This is a genomic window from Microterricola viridarii (assembly GCF_001542775.1).
Taxonomy (GTDB): Bacteria; Actinomycetota; Actinomycetes; order Actinomycetales; family Microbacteriaceae; genus Microterricola; species Microterricola viridarii_A.
Map to the genome: position 1 here is coordinate 2,242,925 of NZ_CP014145.1, position 16,932 is coordinate 2,259,856.

Annotated in this window: 12 protein-coding genes; 2 read left to right on the plus strand and 10 right to left on the minus strand. The window is 66.1% G+C overall.

The window, feature by feature from the left end:
- Nucleotides 1-73 precede the first annotated feature (73 nt).
- The 5 genes from AWU67_RS10300 to AWU67_RS10320 all read right to left on the minus strand — a co-directional run bounded on the left by AWU67_RS10300 (nucleotide 74) and on the right by AWU67_RS10320 (nucleotide 7,182).
- Complete coding sequence (locus AWU67_RS10300) at nucleotides 74-2,821, minus strand: UvrD-helicase domain-containing protein (protein WP_082716917.1); 2,748 nt, start codon at nucleotides 2,819-2,821, stop codon at nucleotides 74-76.
- Nucleotides 2,822-4,069, minus strand: a complete 1,248-nt coding sequence (locus tag AWU67_RS10305; protein WP_067228584.1) for an exonuclease domain-containing protein — start codon at nucleotides 4,067-4,069, stop codon at nucleotides 2,822-2,824.
- Nucleotides 4,070-4,162: 93 nt separating this feature from the next.
- Nucleotides 4,163-4,444, minus strand: coding sequence for a hypothetical protein (locus tag AWU67_RS10310; protein ID WP_067228586.1), 282 nt, complete (start codon nucleotides 4,442-4,444; stop codon nucleotides 4,163-4,165).
- Nucleotides 4,445-4,469: 25 nt separating this feature from the next.
- Nucleotides 4,470-6,272, minus strand: coding sequence for a DUF262 domain-containing protein (locus tag AWU67_RS10315; RefSeq protein ID WP_067232569.1), 1,803 nt, complete (start codon nucleotides 6,270-6,272; stop codon nucleotides 4,470-4,472).
- Nucleotides 6,273-6,645: 373 nt separating this feature from the next.
- Nucleotides 6,646-7,182, minus strand: coding sequence for a hypothetical protein (locus AWU67_RS10320; RefSeq protein ID WP_067228588.1), 537 nt, complete (start codon nucleotides 7,180-7,182; stop codon nucleotides 6,646-6,648).
- A 175-nt stretch (nucleotides 7,183-7,357) separates the two neighbouring features.
- Between AWU67_RS10320 and AWU67_RS10325 the strand changes: the two genes are divergently transcribed.
- Nucleotides 7,358-7,705, plus strand: a complete 348-nt coding sequence (locus AWU67_RS10325) for a hypothetical protein (RefSeq protein ID WP_129586695.1) — start codon at nucleotides 7,358-7,360, stop codon at nucleotides 7,703-7,705.
- A 158-nt stretch (nucleotides 7,706-7,863) separates the two neighbouring features.
- On the opposite strand, the gene AWU67_RS10330 is transcribed toward AWU67_RS10325, so the two are convergent.
- The gene (locus AWU67_RS10330; RefSeq protein WP_067228592.1) at nucleotides 7,864-8,592 is read right to left on the minus strand and encodes an alpha/beta fold hydrolase; all 729 of its coding nucleotides are present in this window, start codon (nucleotides 8,590-8,592) and stop codon (nucleotides 7,864-7,866) included.
- Between the two features lie 81 nt (nucleotides 8,593-8,673).
- Between AWU67_RS10330 and AWU67_RS10335 the strand changes: the two genes are divergently transcribed.
- Nucleotides 8,674-9,363, plus strand: coding sequence for a helix-turn-helix transcriptional regulator (locus AWU67_RS10335; protein ID WP_067228595.1), 690 nt, complete (start codon nucleotides 8,674-8,676; stop codon nucleotides 9,361-9,363).
- Nucleotides 9,364-9,753: 390 nt separating this feature from the next.
- On the opposite strand, the gene AWU67_RS10340 is transcribed toward AWU67_RS10335, so the two are convergent.
- The 4 genes from AWU67_RS10340 to AWU67_RS10355 form a co-directional block, all read right to left on the minus strand.
- Nucleotides 9,754-13,167, minus strand: coding sequence for an ATP-binding protein (locus tag AWU67_RS10340; protein WP_067228597.1), 3,414 nt, complete (start codon nucleotides 13,165-13,167; stop codon nucleotides 9,754-9,756).
- Nucleotides 13,164-14,168: a DUF4194 domain-containing protein gene (locus AWU67_RS10345; RefSeq protein WP_067228599.1), complete on the minus strand. Its 1,005-nt coding sequence runs from the start codon at nucleotides 14,166-14,168 to the stop codon at nucleotides 13,164-13,166. The genes AWU67_RS10340 and AWU67_RS10345 overlap by 4 nt, the downstream gene beginning before the upstream one ends.
- A complete protein-coding gene (locus AWU67_RS10350) occupies nucleotides 14,161-15,723 on the minus strand; it encodes a DUF3375 domain-containing protein (protein ID WP_067228601.1) in 1,563 nt (520 codons plus the stop codon). The genes AWU67_RS10345 and AWU67_RS10350 overlap by 8 nt, the downstream gene beginning before the upstream one ends.
- A 113-nt stretch (nucleotides 15,724-15,836) precedes the next feature.
- The gene (locus AWU67_RS10355; RefSeq protein WP_067228603.1) at nucleotides 15,837-16,781 is read right to left on the minus strand and encodes an FRG domain-containing protein; all 945 of its coding nucleotides are present in this window, start codon (nucleotides 16,779-16,781) and stop codon (nucleotides 15,837-15,839) included.
- Nucleotides 16,782-16,932 lie beyond the last annotated feature (151 nt).

Genomic DNA, 16,932 nt, shown 5'->3' on the forward strand with positions numbered 1-16,932 from the left:
GAAGGCGAAACATCGCTGCGTCGTGATTGAGCGCGAGTAGGCCCCAACACCATACGACCGGTCCATCGGGAGTTCAGTTCGGCACCGGAGCTGTCCCTTTGCATCTCGGGTAGCGCTGGCATCCAAGAAACGCGCCACGCTTGCTCACACGTCGCACCATGAAGGCGCGCTCGCAGTTCGGGCACACCGTGGATTCCAGCGGCTCTCCAATGGCGTTCGTGCGTATGAGTCCACGGTCGGCGATGAGCTCCATCAGGAAGCGTGATTCTCGCTGTTCGACGGTCATGAGCAGCACTTTCCGGCGAGCACGGGTCAACGCCACGTAGAAGAGGCGACGCTCCTCCGCACGGGCGAAAGTCTCGGCATCCGGCATCGCCAGGCGCAGCACCGGATCTGTCGGGATCGTGCTAGGAAACCCCCATTTCCCCGACACCATGCCAGGGATCACAATGTAGTCGGCCTCGGCGCCCTTTGACGCGTGGATGGTCATGAAACGCACATCGATGAGCTCAGACACACCGTTGAGCCCGGCCGCGTACTTGTCTTGATGGCGGTACCGCCCGAGCACAAAAACAGAGACTGGCCGACCATGAGGTTGTGAGATTTGGCCGCTCACGATCTGCTTGTGGAGCACAGTGAGCCAGTGCCGGAGCGCGGGCGCAACCGAGTCGTCTTTGTCGACGGAGATCACCTGAAACGTTGGCGGGTGCTCGGCGGCAGCAGAGAGTACCGATTTAGTGATCTGCTCGGGATTCTTGAGCACGAACTGGCTTGACGCATCGGCAATTGACTGAGGAAAGCGAAAAGTGCGTTCGAGGCGCAAGACCTCGCTTGGCCCGAACCAACTCTCGAATCGGGTCATCACCGAGATGTCAGCACCGGCGAAACGATTGATGCTCTGCCAATCATCGCCGACGGTGAATAGGTGCCGACCCGGCGCCGCGACGAGCGCTCGAGCGAGACGGGCGCGGGCATTGCTGGCATCCTGAAACTCGTCGACCATGACGAGCTCATATGGGCTCTGCCAGTCCCCCTCCTCAAGGTGATCGGCGGAGAGGTTGAGCATGTCCTCAAAGTCGATGCAGCCTTCGGCGGCAAGGCGTTGCTGCCACTCGGAGCGAATCTTCGCGAACAGCGACAAGAACGATGCGTCGCGAAACCGCACCTCGCCATCGCGCTCACTCTCGAGTTTGGCCCGCAGCTGCTCATCACTCAGGCGGTTGCTCTTGGCATGCGTGAGAAAGCTGCGAAACGTTGCCACAAGGCGTTCATTCTCGACGACCTTCTCACCCCGGGTGGGGCGATCTGGGTTGAAGCTCAGGTGGATGCCTCGGCGAGTGAGCTGCTCGCTGAGCTCGCTCAGTGCGCGCCCGCTCCACAACTCTGCCATCGTGGTCTCGAGCAGTGCAGTGCCGTGCGCCTTGTGCAGCTGCCGCTTCCAATGAATCCCGTCGAGATACCCGTCGAACTCAATCGGGGGCTGTCCCTGCTCGTCAAGAGCCCAGTGCTCGTGGTAGGTCCCGATGGCTGGATAGTAGAAGTCTGGCCGATACTGACCGTGTAGTTCGTCGGCAGTATCGATCTCGTACGGTCGCTCATAGACGTAGTCGACACCGTTGAAGAAGAGCCAGTCAGCGATCAGGCGCTCACCGGAGCTCTTGACGTCCTCGCCTTTCGCGGTGGTGAAGAGAGCGGCTTCGGCGGCCGAGGAGGCTTCGCTCTCGTGGCGCGCATCTTTGTAGTCGCGTGCGAGCACCGCCCGAAAGAAGTCCCATTCACGGCGGAACCCGCCATCCTGAGCACGAAGATCACTAACGATCTCGCCGAGTCGTTTCAGGTCTCCACCGCCCTCGAGCCACGGCGCGAGAGTCGGTTTACGCCCGGTTGCTTGGCCGATGATTTCAAGACCGAAGGCATGGAAGGTGCGTGCGGAGATAGTCTCAGCGCCAATGCCGAGCGGTGCAAGCCGATCTATTGTGCGCTGGCGCAGCTCTGCAGCGGCGGCTGCGTTGAACGCGAGCATCAGGATCTTTTCGGGCGCGATCAGCCCTCGGCTCACGGCGAATCCAGCCTTTGCCACCATCGTGGAGGTCTTTCCCGAGCCGGCAGAGGCCACAACCAGAACACGGTTCTCGAAGCAAACGACTGCCGTCGCTTGTTCCGGAGTCAGCGGCGACTTCTCAACGAGATCAAAGAAATGTTTGTTGGCGAGAAGCTCGGACTCCAAATACGCACCGTTGTGCTCGGCAATGTGCCGCGGAAGGTCGAGTGTCCAGCTGTGGATGCCGAGGCTCCCCGACCTGCGGAGTTTGGAGATGTCGTCTGCCAGTAGAGGCTCATCCAGAAGTGGCCCGATACCTATTGCCGCGCGGCGCTGCTCCCATTCAGCAGCGAATTCCCTCGTCAGCCAGCCATGGCGTCGAAATTGCTCCTTGATCGCAGCTGCGAGCGCACTTGACCATTCCGCACCCCGTTGCACCGCCGTACTCAAGGCGGCACGTAGAGCGGATTCGCGGCGACTCGCGATCAGTTCTCTGCGCGCGTCCTGCACTGCGGTGACGATGCGCCGGGCACGCGCCGCGCTCAGCCGCTCCAACCGCAGTACTGAGCTGCCGGTGGTGAACTCAAGGGCAGACCAGGGGAACCCTCGCAGTTGGCGGATCTCAAATCCGCTACCAAGATCACATTCCGCAAACGCGTCACCGGGACGTGAGCCTTGCGTAGCGACCAACGCCTCTCCATCAATGGCGAGCTTCCATGCTGGTGCACGAACGCCTCCGAGACGACGGGCCAGCGCCGACGGCTCCCAGAGTTTCTGCACCTACTGGCCGAGCAAGGTCGCGAGCGTGCTTTCCCCAACGATGGGGATGCCATACTCTCGCGCCTTGCGCGCCTTTCCGGACAGCGAGTCGGGGTCGGCGGCAACAACGAGGGCGACCTTCTTGGTGATGGCCGGCTTGGGAACGAAGCCGCGCGCAGTGAGATCCCGGTGCCAGTCGTCTCGCGGGCGACTCATCTCGCCGGTGAGCACGACGTGGTCGCCGTGCGAGAGCTGGAAGGCGCCAGGCACGATCGCGATACGCGCGTCGTTCCCAGTCTCAACAAGCGCCGCAGGCTGCTGGAACGCAGCCGTCAGATATGCGCCTTCGATCGACAGGAGTTTCGCAACTGCCGCGAGGTCGGCGATCTCGTCGGTGGTGAGCACGCCGTCGGCCCAGGCGATGCGAGTGAGCGCATCGAAGTACTCATGGTGGAGACGCGCACAGGTTTCCCTGCTGATGCTCAATTCGTCGGCTGTGCGGACGAGCGCATCAGATTCGTGTGCCGACAGGAGCCGGTCAATGAGGCAGCGGTCGAGGAGAGCGAGATACTCCTGGTGCTCAGCCGGCCCGGCGAGTTCGGGCAGCTTGATCGCAATGCGTTCCAGAAATGAGGTGGGCTCGGGGGCGCTGGCGAAGCCGCGCGGCCGCCACACCTCGTCTCGGTGGCGCGCGAGCGCACGCGGTGGCCACGGATCAGCGAGGGCGGCATCGATCTGTCGGAACCAAAAGTCGTCGGCATCCGTCGCCCCGATGTACTCCCCCAACAGCCGCGCGGTGGCCAAAGCGTCGGCACTGGCCCGGTGTGCATCATCGAGATCGATATCGAAGGCGGCGCAGCAGTCCGCAAGGGATCTGCCTGCGCCGGGGATGAGCTCGGCGGCCAGCTGCATCGTGCACAGCGTGTGCAGCTGGGGGCCAATCTCGTAGCCTGATCGGGCAAGCTCGTGCACAAGGAAGCGCGAGTCGAAGCTGGCGTTATGGGCGACGACGACGCGGCCGTCGAGCAGTTCGACGAGGTGGCCGGCGATGTCGTCGAAACTCGGCGCGTTGAGCACGTCACGGGCACGGATGCCGTGGATGTGCTGCGCGCCGATGTCGCGTTTGGGATTGACCAGCGTCTCCCATTGCCCGGTAACTCGGCCGAGCTCGTTGACGTGCACGACGGCGACCTCGACGACACGGTCATGTTTGGCGGGGCTGAACCCGGTTGTCTCGAAGTCGATCACTGCGAAGCCTGCGCTGGCCATCTATTCCCCCTTGGATGAACACCTTCGACCCTATGGGGAGGCTTTGACAGCGCGCGAACCACGTTCTGGGGTGGACGCCACAAGCCACCGGGTTCAGGCCGCGACTTGAGCGGACGCCATTTGAGTGCGATGCCACGCCAGGTAGTCCGGCCCGGGACCATGCGATCCAGATGGAAGGAGGAGCGTGTTGGAGAGCCCGGCCTCGCCGAAATTGTGCCGGAACCTCGCGTCGCGCTCGATGGCCGCCTCCAGCTGACTCGACCGTTGGATGCGACCGTCATCCGTCACCGAGAAGAGAAAGCCCTCGAACGCGGCATCGTGGGTCGGGCACGCAGCCGGCCCATTCTGCGGATCGATGCGCTCGTAGTTCACCACCTATTACACGCTGCGCACTCGAGGCTTAGAGATCGAACAGCTTCATTGCTCGAGCAGCCAGCTCATCGGTTCGCGCAGCAATATCGTTCTGGTTGAAGTGCTCAGCAACAGCGAGACCAGCGTTCAGATTCAGGCCGTTCTTGTACCCGATGTAGTTCCCTCTCTGGTCTTTGCGATCTCGCTTCTCTGCGAAAGACTTGTTGCTCAGGGTGCTGTTGTATCCCGTGATCGTCAGGTTGCCGAGGCTGTGCACCATTCGTTCCTGAATTCGTTTAGCTTCGTCGAGATTTCCCCCCATCTCGGCAACCCATGCATCGGGAATATTCTCACCCTGGGGAAAGACGTGTTCAATTGACCAGACATACTTCTTGTTCTCACGCACCCATAGGTCTGCCCAAATCTCCTTCGTCTCGCTCTCTTTTGCTAGGGCAATCAAGATGAAACGGGCCGTATCAGCGTTGAGATCATAGATGGGCCCACGAAGCGCATTCAGCATCAACTCGTCAGACGCGGCAACGGCTCGAAGTGCAACCGCGACAAGCTCCACGATGTCCGCATCGGGCTCGCGTCGATTGATCGATCCAACGAGTTCCATGAATAGCCTGGTGAGGATGTTGGTCTGTGGGTGCCCAGTGAGGTTTCGACGCACAAAGAACCGGGTGAGCGTTTGTGTGACGAGAGCCATCTGAGAATCGTCCAATCGGAACGCTTCCCTCTCGTTTTCGAGATACATCAGGAGCAGGTACGCGGGGCTTCCCTGTGCCCGGGCTAGGTCGGCAAGTGCTGCATCGAATGCCGTCGTGCTCGCCCCCACATCCATTCGCCCCAGAATTCTGCGATAGGAACGACCCGCCCGCGTGAGCTGGGTCAGGAGCCGATCCAAGTCGTGATCGAGGAGCTCACCGTAGACCTTGATCAGATTTGATTTAGTGGCGATAGCCACGCCGGGGATGACCGGCCACTGCGATTTGTATGCGTTGTAATACTGGCGGAAGAATCGCTCTTGATTTGAGTAGTCGTCACCAAGATCTTCGAGTAGCTCTTTCCAACGGTCAAACGCCCCCTCGACTTTGTCGTCACCGTCAATCTCGCTTGAAGAGAGCAGATTGTTCTTAATGAGATCGATCGGTGTCAGCGGAAGGCCCCGATTGTTCAATGATTCGAACAGCACATAAGCGTCAGCGTAATTGCCCACTTCTAGTTTCACGAGAACAGCGTTCTTCACGTTTTCTAGGATGCCGAGGAGCGTCGAGACTCGCGATTCCTCGCGCTCGACAATGTGGTTCTCGAGCCGCGCCTGAAAATGTCTGTAGGCACGCATGATTCGTCTGTTCCCCAAGTTTGACACCGAGGGAGCTTCTACCTGGACCCCTGCATCCACCAGAACGTTGAGGTAATCTTCGTAGTTTGAATTCTGCCGCTGCGGCCGCAGCCTTGCCGCGGCTTTGCTCCCACCCCTTCCGCGAAGCGCAAGCTGACGACGAAGATTCGAGAGGTCTACCTTGTCGTCTTCGTCAAGTTCACCTTCTTCCTTTGCCAGCAATGCGTAAACTGCGGCGAGCAATATGGAGAGCGTCGTCATCCGCTGTTGCCCGTCAATCAGCTCGACAACGATCTCCTTGGCGGAATCCACCGTCCTGTCGACACAAATAATGGTGCCAAGAAAATGCCCCGACTGCGGATCAGCTTCGACGAGGTCATCGAAGAGCTCGTCCCACTGAGGCTTCGCCCAGGAGTACTCGCGCTGATATCGAGGAACGGTGTAAACGACAGTATTCTCGGGGCTGAGAAGCGAGTACACCGGGTAATTGAGAACTGACTTGATCACTCCCAAAACATACTGGGCGGTGTTCTCGGCAGATGTCAGCCACACCGATCCCTTACGGACGTGCATCGGTTAGCAACCGGCACGGCGCGCTCACTGACCGGACTGCGCACCAGTAGGAAGATCGCAATTCCACTACGCAAAACCGGCAAATGTGCCACCTGCGTTCGCCGCGTCGATGGCGCACATGGTGGCGGCAAGCGCCGAATGCGATACACGTTCCGCGGGCTGGTCGAGCCACAGTCCTGGCGAGCTCGACTGCGGAGGCCTGGGCAAGCCGTCGCGGGTGTTCACAAACAGAGTCTTAACTCCTTCGAGTGGGAGAAACATCGGCTCCATTGCATCCGCGAAGGATGCCGTTTGATCGCGCTGCGACTCAAGCTCTTGAGGCACCGGCCACCCGTGCCGGTGTTGACGCCGCCACGATCGATGCCGCGCTCACGAGCAAGCTATGCGCCGACGAGCTGGGCATGCGCGCGGGGAGCAACACTAATGCGCCGGCGGCGAGAGCGAGCAGACCGGCTATCCCCGCGAGCGCCCAGAGACGGCGCCAGCCGCGCGCCGCGCGCACCTCGGCGTGCAGCTCCGCGAACTGGCGCCGCGCCTCGGGCGGGTCGCCGGCATCCGTCGCCCGCCAAAGGTTGGGGTCGTCGATGGTGGCCAGCAGGTCGGTGACCGCGGCAGGGTTGAGCATCTCGGGCTGCTGTTTCAGCCAGCGGCGCACCTCGTGAGAGTTCAGAACCCGCACGCGCTCCGGCCGCTCGTTCACGGTGATGCGCTTGGGGTCGACGAGCACTATCAGCGGGCGCACGGGCACCGGATGCGGCATCCGCTCGCCCAAGAGGCGAGCAACCTTGCCTGCCTCCCCCTCGGCTTTCGGGATGTACTGATGACGTTGGCCGTCGACGAGCATGGAACGCCCGGCAACCCAAATGTTCCTGCCGGCGTGGTGGTGCTTCGTGTTGGAGGGGAAGATTCCGCCGGGGCGGATGAGGAGCTCGAGGGCTCTCCGCGGCGCAGTCGAACGCAGGATGCGAACGATTCCCGGTCGCAAACTTCCAATGGCCTGCCACCGATAGGCTCGCGCAATGACTGAAGCCACATGTGCCGCGCTCGCCGCAGTGTTCCCGCTTGTGCTGATCACTATCGTTCTCGAGCAGCGATCGGTTCATGTGAATATCAGGAGCAGGGCGTGGTTTGAAAAGACAACGATCGCCGTCGTCTCGATATCGCTGGCCGGCCTGGTCGCCTCAATTGTTGGTGTACAGCTCGGCGGACTCGAAGCGTTGTCTGCGTGGCCGCTCTGGCTGCTCTTCCTCGCCGCGGTTGTGGGGTTGGCGTTCCTGCTCATCGCGGTGCTGGCGACTTCATCCATCGAAGCCGAAGCCGGGGCGGCCAAACTTGCGAAGCGAAAGAAGAGGATGAAGCGCGTCTAGCGGCCACGCAGACAGCGTCGCGTTCTGCCGCCGGCCATGGTGCAGTGCCGGCTCGTCAAGAGGGCGCTCAGTGATGCCCGTTCATCACGAGCCACCATCTATCCGATGACGCGCTGGAGGAGCGCTCCCCCCACCGCCTGAGGGAGCACCACCCCGTCTCAGCGCACGGCTGCGGTCGAGATCGCGGCGGCGAGCTCTGCCGGGCGGCTCCACATCGGCCAGTGCCCGGTCGGCAGGTCGACCAGCTCGAGGGTGCGGAGTGATGCGGTCTCTGCCAACATCTCGTTCCCCGCCCGGGCCATCTGCATCAGCACCTCCGACGGGAACGAGCAGGCAATGATCGTCGACGGCACGTCGCGCCGAGCGTCGTTTGTGAGGCGCACCACCTGCCGCATGGCGGGTCCGGGTTGCGGCACCGCGCGTTCCCGGAACCGGCGCAGGTCGCTCTCGCTCAGGCCATCCAGGCTCGCCTGGAGCTGGTCGAAGGGCGGCAGCTCCAACTCCTCCTGGTCCACCGGGAAGTCCCGGTCGAATGCCGAGCCGTCGCTCACCGGGCCACTGTCGACGTAGACGACGCGGCTGACCGCGGTCGGGTTCTGGTCGAGGAGGACCGAGACCGGGATGCCCGCTCCGCTGTGCGCGACGAGCACGACGGCACGTCCGTCGCCGGATGCCGCTGCGACAGCCTTCCCTAATGCCTCGACCTGGTCGTCCAGCGTGCGAGACGAGCGCTCCGGGTCGTCGGGGTCAAGGCCCGGGAGGGTGAGCGCGGTGACGGCGTGGCCGCGGGCGCGGAGCTCGGACGCGACGGCGTCCCACGCCCAGGCGCCGAGCCAGTGGCCGGGAACGAGAATGATCGAGGGCAGAGTGTTTGTGGTGACATCCATGTGTCCATCGTCCTGCAGCCGCAGGACAGCGGCATGTCACTATTTCTGTCACTTTTCCCGATATTTTGAGATGATGGTCTGATGAAACGTACCGAGCGCCTGCACGCCCTCACCGAGACCTTGCGCCGCGCCTCGGTCCGCGGGCGGACGGCACAACAGCTTGCCGATGAGTTCGAGGTGACCACCCGCACGATCAAACGTGACCTGGATGCGCTGGAAGCCAGCGGCCTGCCGATCTGGGCGCGCACCGGCCCGGGCGGCGGCTACGGCCTGGCCGAGATCACGAGCCTGCCACCGGTGAACCTTACCGCCGCACAGGCGCTGGCGCTGAACACCGCGGTGGCGGTCGCGACGCAGGCGCCCTACTCGGATTCGGCCCGTGCGGCGGCCAACAAGATTCGGGACGTCCTCGACCAGGGCACGCGGCGGCGGGCCGCGGAGCTCTCCCTGCGGGTGTGGGTCGACGTCGAGCCGAGCGCCCCGCGCCGCGTGATGACCGTGCTCGAGAAGGCCCTCGTCGACCAGGTCACGGTGAACATCGACTACGTCGACGCTCGCGGGCACGCCACGCGGCGCGAGGTGGAGCCGATGATCTTCGCGTTCACCGGCGGGCGGTGGCTGCTCGTGGCATGGTGCCGCCTGCGCGATGATGTGCGCTGGTTTGCCCTGCACCGGGTGGAGCGGGCGACGGCTACGCGGAGAGCCTGCAGCGGGCACTCGATCGACGATATTGGTGAGCCGCCGGCGTCGGCGCGGGCCGTGGGCGGGTGACGGCAGGGGCTGGTTCCGGGTCGGGTTGGCTTCGGTCGCTCGTTCCTCGCTCCCTCGAGCCAACGGGGAAGGGTGAGCCACCGGGGAAGGGTTGGGCAGCCAGGGGCGGGGTTTCAGCAGGCTCAACCGGCGGGGGCGGAGTTTCGGGGTGCGGGGGTCTCGATACGCGCCGCAGGCGGCGCTACTCGACCAACGGGTTAGGCGAGGGCCGGGGCGGGGTTGGCTTCGGTCGCTCGTTCCTCGCTCCCTCGAGCCAACGGGGGTAGGGGCGACCGACGGGGAGGGGTTGGGCAGCGGCGGCGGGGTTTCGACAGGCCCAAGCAGCGGAGCCGGAGTTTCGAGGTACGGGGTCTCGATACGCGCCGCAGGCGGCGCTACTCGACTAGCGGGTTAGGCGAGCGCGGTTTCGACAGGCTCAACCAGCGAAACTGCGGCATCGGCGATTGGGGTGATGTAGGAGAAGCCGGCGGCGTGGTTCTTCGTGATCGAGAGCACGAGGTCCATGTAGGGCTCCAGCGCGGTCACCTTGTCGAGCGGGGCGCCGACGATCAGCTGGAAGCCGAGGCCCTTCCACGCCGCGACGGCACGGCCGGCGAACTCGGCATCCGACTTCACGAAACCCTCGTCAAGGAAGACGGGGGCGAAGCGCGGCCTCGTGCGGCTCTCGTCGCCGAGCTGGAACCGCAGCGCGGCGCCGACGACGAACGCCACCAACTCTTGTGATTCGCCGCCGCTCTTGCCGCCGAGCGACGAGTAGGTGCTGAGCACCTCGTCGCCATCGCCGAGGCGGGACGCGGTCACCTCCACGTGCCGACGCACGTCGAGCAGCAGGTCGCGGGTCGGCGACGGCTTCGACTCGTCCTCCGGCCTGCGGATGCCGGCCATGAACGCCTGCAGCCTGAGGAAGCGCTCCTCCGTCTGCTCGTCGGTGAACTGCTCGGTCGCACCGGACGAAAGCTGCTTGAGCTCCCGGCGGAACGCGACGGAGTCGTCGCGGTGCAGGCGGCGCAGCGTGATCTGCAACCGGTCGCGGCCGGCGCCGAACGGCAGCGTGGCGAGGATGTCGTTGATCGGGTCGAGGCGGTCCTCGATCTGCGAGATCGCCGAGTCGAAGGCGCCGGCCAGCGGCACCAGATCCTGCCCGCTCCAGGCGGCGAGGCGACGCTTCCACTCCTGCCGGCGCTCGTGCAGGCCGAGGGTGAGCACCGAGTCGAGGATGTCACGGTAGCCCTGGTAGGAGTCCAGGCCGGTGCCGATGGTCGGGTCGGGCCAGGCTCGCTGGTACGACTCGAAGATGTTGAGCATCGCCTTGGCCGACTGCTCGGCGCGCTCCCGCTCGCTGGCGGACTGCTCGGTGAGGCGCTCGCGCAGGCGCTTGAGCCCGGCGGCGAAGGATTCGAGGTTGTCGGGGTCGCCGACGGCGGCGAACTCGGCGTCGAGGTGGTCGCCCTGCTCCTCGGTCAGCGTCACCTGCTGCTCGGCGCCGATGCGCTCCAACTGGTCGTTGACGGCGTCTTCACGCTCGACAATCTCCGCCTGCGCGGCGGCGAGCTCCTGCGCCACCCGGGACGCCTCGTGACGCTGCCCCTGGGCGATCTCGAGCTCAAGCTCGAGCCGCTGCTCCTCCTCTTGGAGCGCGCGCAGCACATCGCTGTTGGCCAGCACGCGCGCCAGCTCGGCGTTCTTCGCGGCGAGCGCGGCCTCGGCGGCGGCCACGTCGAGGAGCTCCCAGACGGCATCCGTCAGCATCTGGCTGGCGTCGCGGCGGGCGCGCAGGGCGGAGAGCTCGTTCGCGAGCGCGTGTGCCTGGCCGGACAGCTGCTGCACGGAGGAGGTGAGCTGGCCGAGCTCCTGCTCGATCTCGTCCTGTCGGGCCTGGCTGGAGAAGCCGATGATCGGCTTCTGGTCGCGGTTCATGCCGTGTGCGCCGCGGCTGCCGTTGCGGGTCTGGCCGCTGAGCGCCACGAAAGGCCCGTCACCGTCGAACTCCGCCGGGGTCTCGACGCAGCGGGCGTCGAGCGAGGCCAGCCGCAGCCGCTGCTGCACCCAGCCGCTGAACGGCGACTCCTTGTAGACGAGTTTGCCGGACACGAAGGCGGGGTCGAGCGGATGCGAGCTGCTGCCGGCATCCGCGACCGAAAGCGGCACGCCCTCGAAGTGCACGCGCACCGGCAGCTGCAGCGGGTCGATCGCCTTGCTCAGCGCGGCCAGCTTCGTCTCGTCGACGAGCAGGATGCGCGCGACCGAGCCGAGGGTGACCTCGGCGGCCTGCCGCCAGCGATCCTCGCCCGGGGCCAGGTCGATGAGCTCGGCCGCGAAGGGCAGCTCGTCGGGGGCCATGCCGGCCGCCTCGGCGATCGCCAGGCGGGCGTTGTGCAGGTGCTGCGGCACCAGGCTGTGCCGGCCGGCGAGGAACTCGCGCTCCTTCTTCAGAGTGCGGATCTGCTCCTCGAGCGGGTACTGCTGGCGACGCAGCGTCTCGTGCAGCGCCTCGGCTTTCTCCTGCTCGGCCGGGAAGGCGGCCAGCGCGTCCGCGGCGGCGGCCTGCGCCGCGGCGAACTCCGCTGCGGAGGCGGTGGGCTGCGCGAGCACCGCGACGCGATCGTCGAAGCGGGCGCGGGTGCGCACCCGCTCGTCGCGGCTATCGGTGAGCGTGGCGAGGTCGGCCTGCAGTTCGGCGAGCACGTCGCCGCCGTTCTCGCGCTGCCGGCGCTGGCTCTCGGCCAGACGCGCCTTCAGCTCCTTCTCGGCGGTGCTGGCCGCGCTGAGCTCTGCCTGCACACGCTTCCGCTCGCTGCGGTTGCCGTCGCCGGCATCCGCCAGCAGGCGCTGCTCGGTGCCGAGCTCCCAGTAGCGCAACGGGGTGTCGCCGCTGCGGGTCACGCCGAAGGTGTCGACGAGGTCGGCCCGGTCGCTGGCTTCGATGAACTGCCGCTGCAGCTCGGGCAGCCGCTCCAGCACCTGCGCCTTCTGGTGCTCGGTGACCATGGCGCCGTAGGAGCGCTCCAGGTCTTCGAAGTGAGCGACGGCCTTGTCGGCGGCCGCGTAGGTGGCTGGACGCTCGAGCACCATCGACTTGTACAGGCCGTCGACGGTCTTCACCTGCTGGCCGGCCTGGATGCGGGCGAGCAGGCGCAGCGCCTTGCCGCCCTCGCCGTTGGCGCCGATGCCGAGGCGCGTGTACAGGGTCTGGGCGAAGGCGGCGTAGGTGTCGAACACCTCGATGCCCGAGAAGCGCGCCTTGAGCGCACGCTTCTCGAACTTGGCGGCAACGACGTCTTCGAGCTCGCCGAGGTGCAGGGCGCCGTCGAAGGTCGCCATGCGCATCGACACCTCGGAGTAGCTGTTCGTGGCCCGCGGCGCGTAGTAGGTGCGCAGCACGGTGAAGCGGCGCTGGTTGTCGTCGACGAACGTCATCGCGATGGCGCCCCAGGTGGGTTCGGCGGCGCCGCGCAGCACCTGGTCCTGCAGCGCGCCGGTCTCGGCCTCGCGGTTGTCGTCGGTCTTGCCGCGCAGGTAGGTGAGCACGTTGCGCTGCTCTGCGCTGCGGGCCCGGCCGGAACCGGCGTCGTTGGATGCACCGTTGAACGGGGTGTCCGAGGGCATCATCAAGGCGAGGTAGGCGTCGAGCAGGGTGCTCTTGCCGGTGCCGGATGCGCCGGAGACGAGCGTCGCCGTCGGGGCGAGCGCGACGGAGTGGTGGCCGTGGAAGCCGCCCCAGTTGACCATCTGGAACGTCTCGGCCCGCCACTGCGTGGTGCCCTCGGTGGCACCGTCGATGTAGAACAGCGGGGAATCGCTCATACTGCGGGCTCCAGTTCGGGGGCGACGTCATTCGTGGGTGCGGATGCCGCAGCGGGCGTTTCGGCGGAGTCGGAGTCTTCGGGCGACGAGGTCTCGATACGCTCGTTCCTCGTTACTCGACCAACGGGATGGGCGGAATCCGATGTTTCGGGTTGCGAGGTCTCGATACGCTCGTTCCTCTCTACTCGACCAGCGGGATCGGCGGCATCCGTCTCACGCTCGAGCAGGGCCATGGTGGCATCCGCCATCTCGACGCTGGCCTTGCCGTTCTCGGCCTTCAGCCAGTCCAACAGCTCGGCGAGCCGCTGCACCGGCAGCAACACCTCGATGACGGGGGCGACGCGGAACCGGTCGGGGTCGCTGGTGCGCAGCAGCACGTGCGCCTTGGCGAGGGCCTCGATCGCGGCGGAGGCCTTCTTGGCGTCGCCGGAGCGGTTGGTGGCGTGCGCGGGGCGGAAGTGGGCGACCTTCTCGAGCAGGTTGTCACGGTCTACGATGACGAACTCGTGCCCGTTGGCGCGGTCGCTGCGGAAGCGCTGCCGCAGCACGACGAGCAGGATCGTCTCCTCGCGGGTGTACGACGTGTCGTGCAGCACGGTCGGGAAGACGGCGCCGCCCTCGCCGTGCGCCTGGCGCTTGAACGCGACCTCGTAGTGCTTGTCGATGTGCAGGTCGAGGAAGAGGTCGTTCAGCCGGGACTTGATGCGGCCGGTGGAGGCGAGCAGGGTGCGCCAGGCGGCCGGGTGGTCGGCGGCGGAGATGTACCGGTGCTTCAGCAGCAGCACGAGGGTGCGGCGCTGCGCGGCGGAGAGTCCACCCTCGTCGCCCTCGAACAGCGAGAGGCTCTCGCCCTCGGCGGGCGTGCTGTCTTCGTCTCGCGCGCTGTACTCACCGCGCGGCACGTGCTCAATATCGGACTTGTGCCCGAACGCCTGCGCGCCGAGTGCAGCGGCATCGCCTGTGCTGGTGTCTGTCATGTCGTCGCGCCCGTCGTCAGTCACTGGTGGCTCCGGAGTTCAGGGCGGCGAGGGCCGCGGTTTCGTCGTCGGTGAGGGTGATGCGCGCGACCTCGAAGGTGCGCTGGGTGCCGTCGGGGCGCACCGTCAGGTACTGGTCGAACTCAGGCTGTTCGACAGATCCGGCATGGCCGACGGCGTCGAGCTGGGTGGCCAGCTGCATGAGTCCGAGGATCTCGACCGGGCGGCGGAGGGCCGGCTCGAGGGCGTTGAAGACGTCGCCGATCGAGGCATCCGCGGCATCCGTGCTCGCGTCCAGCGCGGCAAGCGCGCCGAGCAACGCCTCGCGCATCTCGGGCAGCTGCGGGCCACCCTGGCGGCGCATGGCGTCGAGGCTGGGAGCGGCGGGTGCCTGCGCCGAGACGTCAGCGAGGGGCGCCGGCGGCACGTGCGACTGCGGATCGTAGAAGCGCTCGCGCAGGTGCGGGGCGTCGAGGTTGCCGGGCATGATCTCGGCGCGCACCCGGGCCTTGGGGCCAGCGGTCTGCATCCAGATGGCGAGCTCGGTGTTGATCTCGCGGAGCAGGCCCTCGAGCTCGCGGTCTTTGACGATGTCGTGGTTGACGATGTGCTCGCGCAGCGTGGTGGTGAGGCCGTTGCGCTGGGTGAGCACGTCGTCGATGCCGGTGCGAATCAGGCCGACCGTCGCCCCGAAGCTGCGCCGCTCGACCGACTTGAGGCCCGCGGCGAACGGGTGCCCGAGGATCGTCTCCAGGTCGCCCTTGAGGTCGTGCAGCAGGGCGTCGTCGCGCAGCAGCTCGAAGGCGCCCTCGAAGGCGCGGCCCTCGGCGGTCAGCGACATGAGTGCGTCGGTCTTGGCCAGGTACTCATCGAGCACCTCGCCGATCGGGCGCTCCTCAGCCCGGAAGTCATTGACGATCTGCCGGTGCATCGCCGCTACCGATTCCTCGACCCGCTTGAAGTCGCCGGGCAGCTGGCCGATCAGGTCGATCAGGTTCGCGTAGCCCTCGCGCATCTCTTCGACGGATGCCGCGGCAATCTCTCCCCCGCCGGCGACCCGGTCGCGCTCGCTGGCGAGCTCGGCAATCTGCAGGTCGAGCCGGCGCAGGCGCTCGTCGCGGTCGGGGTTGGCCTGCGTGGCACGGTGACGCACGGCATCCACGATCATGGCCAGCCGGGACTCGCTGATCAGAGCGCGGTCGCGGGCCAGGCTCTCGACCAATGAGAGCGCCTCGAGGGCGTGCGAGGTGAGCGAGTACTGCTCCTCTGCGTTGGCCGACGTGCCGCCGCCCTCGCCGTCGTCGCCGAGGTCGCGGTAGAGCCACTGGTCGTTCATCCACTGCACGCAGAGGCTGCGGCCGGTGCCGTTCGGCGTCTCGGTGCCGATGCTGCGCAGGTCGGCCAGGTAGGCGTCGACCTGGGCGTGCAGGCGCTCGCACTGCACGGCAGCTCGATCACGGCTGAAAGAGCTCTTGAAGACGGCCAGCACAAAGGGCGCCCACTTGCGGTCGAGCAGGCGCAGCGTCGGCTTATCGAATGCCTCGCGCACCCGCGCCAATTCGCCCGCGATGTCACTCATGCGCCGCGCCCCCTTTTCTGACCTCCACAACCGTAGTCGTCCGCCCGGTTTGCCCGAAAACGGAGGGGTGACTGCGGCGCGGCGCGGGCCCGCATGCTCGTGGCGGCGCAGGTCTACTCGAGCGTCGCGCCGCTGCCGATGTGTCGGGTGAGGTAGTCGGAGAGCCCGACCATGTCGGAGTAGAGCGTCGAGGCCCGGTATCCGAAGTTCGCCTCGAGCTTCTGCCGGATCTCAGCTTTGGCCTCCCGCGCGATGCGGAACGTGAACACGGGCGCCGAGCTCTCGCTGATCGGGTCGCGCTCGATGTGGCTGAGTCGCAGCGCGAGCGAGCTCGTGTGGCGCAGGTCTTCCGTGCTCCACGGCATCGAGCGGCCGCGCGCCGAGCGCAGCTGGCGGTCGCCTTCGAAGGCGAACGGCGCCCCGTCGACGATGAAGCCGGCGTTCTGCGAGGAGATGCGCGAGTCGTAGGCCGGCGGGCGCCAGTACTTGAGGCTGCCCGTGCCCCAGCGCCGTGCCAGACGCCTGACGTCATTCGTCAGCTCATGCCAGCGCAGATCGCGCCCGCCCCAGACGCTGTTCAGGGTGATGCGCGTGGCGGGCTTCGCGAAGGCGAAGACGCGGGCGTCGGCATCCGCCGTGTTCAGGGCGCGCTCGACGGCGAACCACAGGGCGACGAGCGGGTTCTCGCTGACATCGACGAGGCGCGTCGGGGCGCCGAAGTGCTGCAGCCGGGCGAGCAGCTCCAGCGCCGGCATGTCGTCGAAGCGCCAGTCTTCGCGAGCCAGTCGCAGCGTCTCCACCTCGGCGGCGACCATCTGGTCCTCGGTCGGCGGGGTGCGGGTCGGGCTCGCGTCGAGCAGTGTGCGGTAGAGCGAGCTGAACAGCGCCCAGTCGGCGTTGCCGGAGCCGCGCCAGAGCATGTCGCGGTAGCCGTGCGTCTCGGTGAGTGCCCGCGTCTGCTCGAGAAACTGCTCCCACGAGTGCACGGGGATGTCCCAGGGCTCCCAGACGGATGCCGGCGACACCCAGCCGGTCGACGTGTTCCGGTAGCTCTCCAACACCGCGCTCCCTCTGCGGGCCGTGCGATGGCTCGCCCGCCCAGCCTAAGACGCAGTGGCCGCGAACGCGCTGCCTGCTGAATCCGTGCGGCGGGTGCGCGGCATCCCAATGCACGAAAAGGCGCCCAGAAGAAGGATGCTCGAAGCTGAA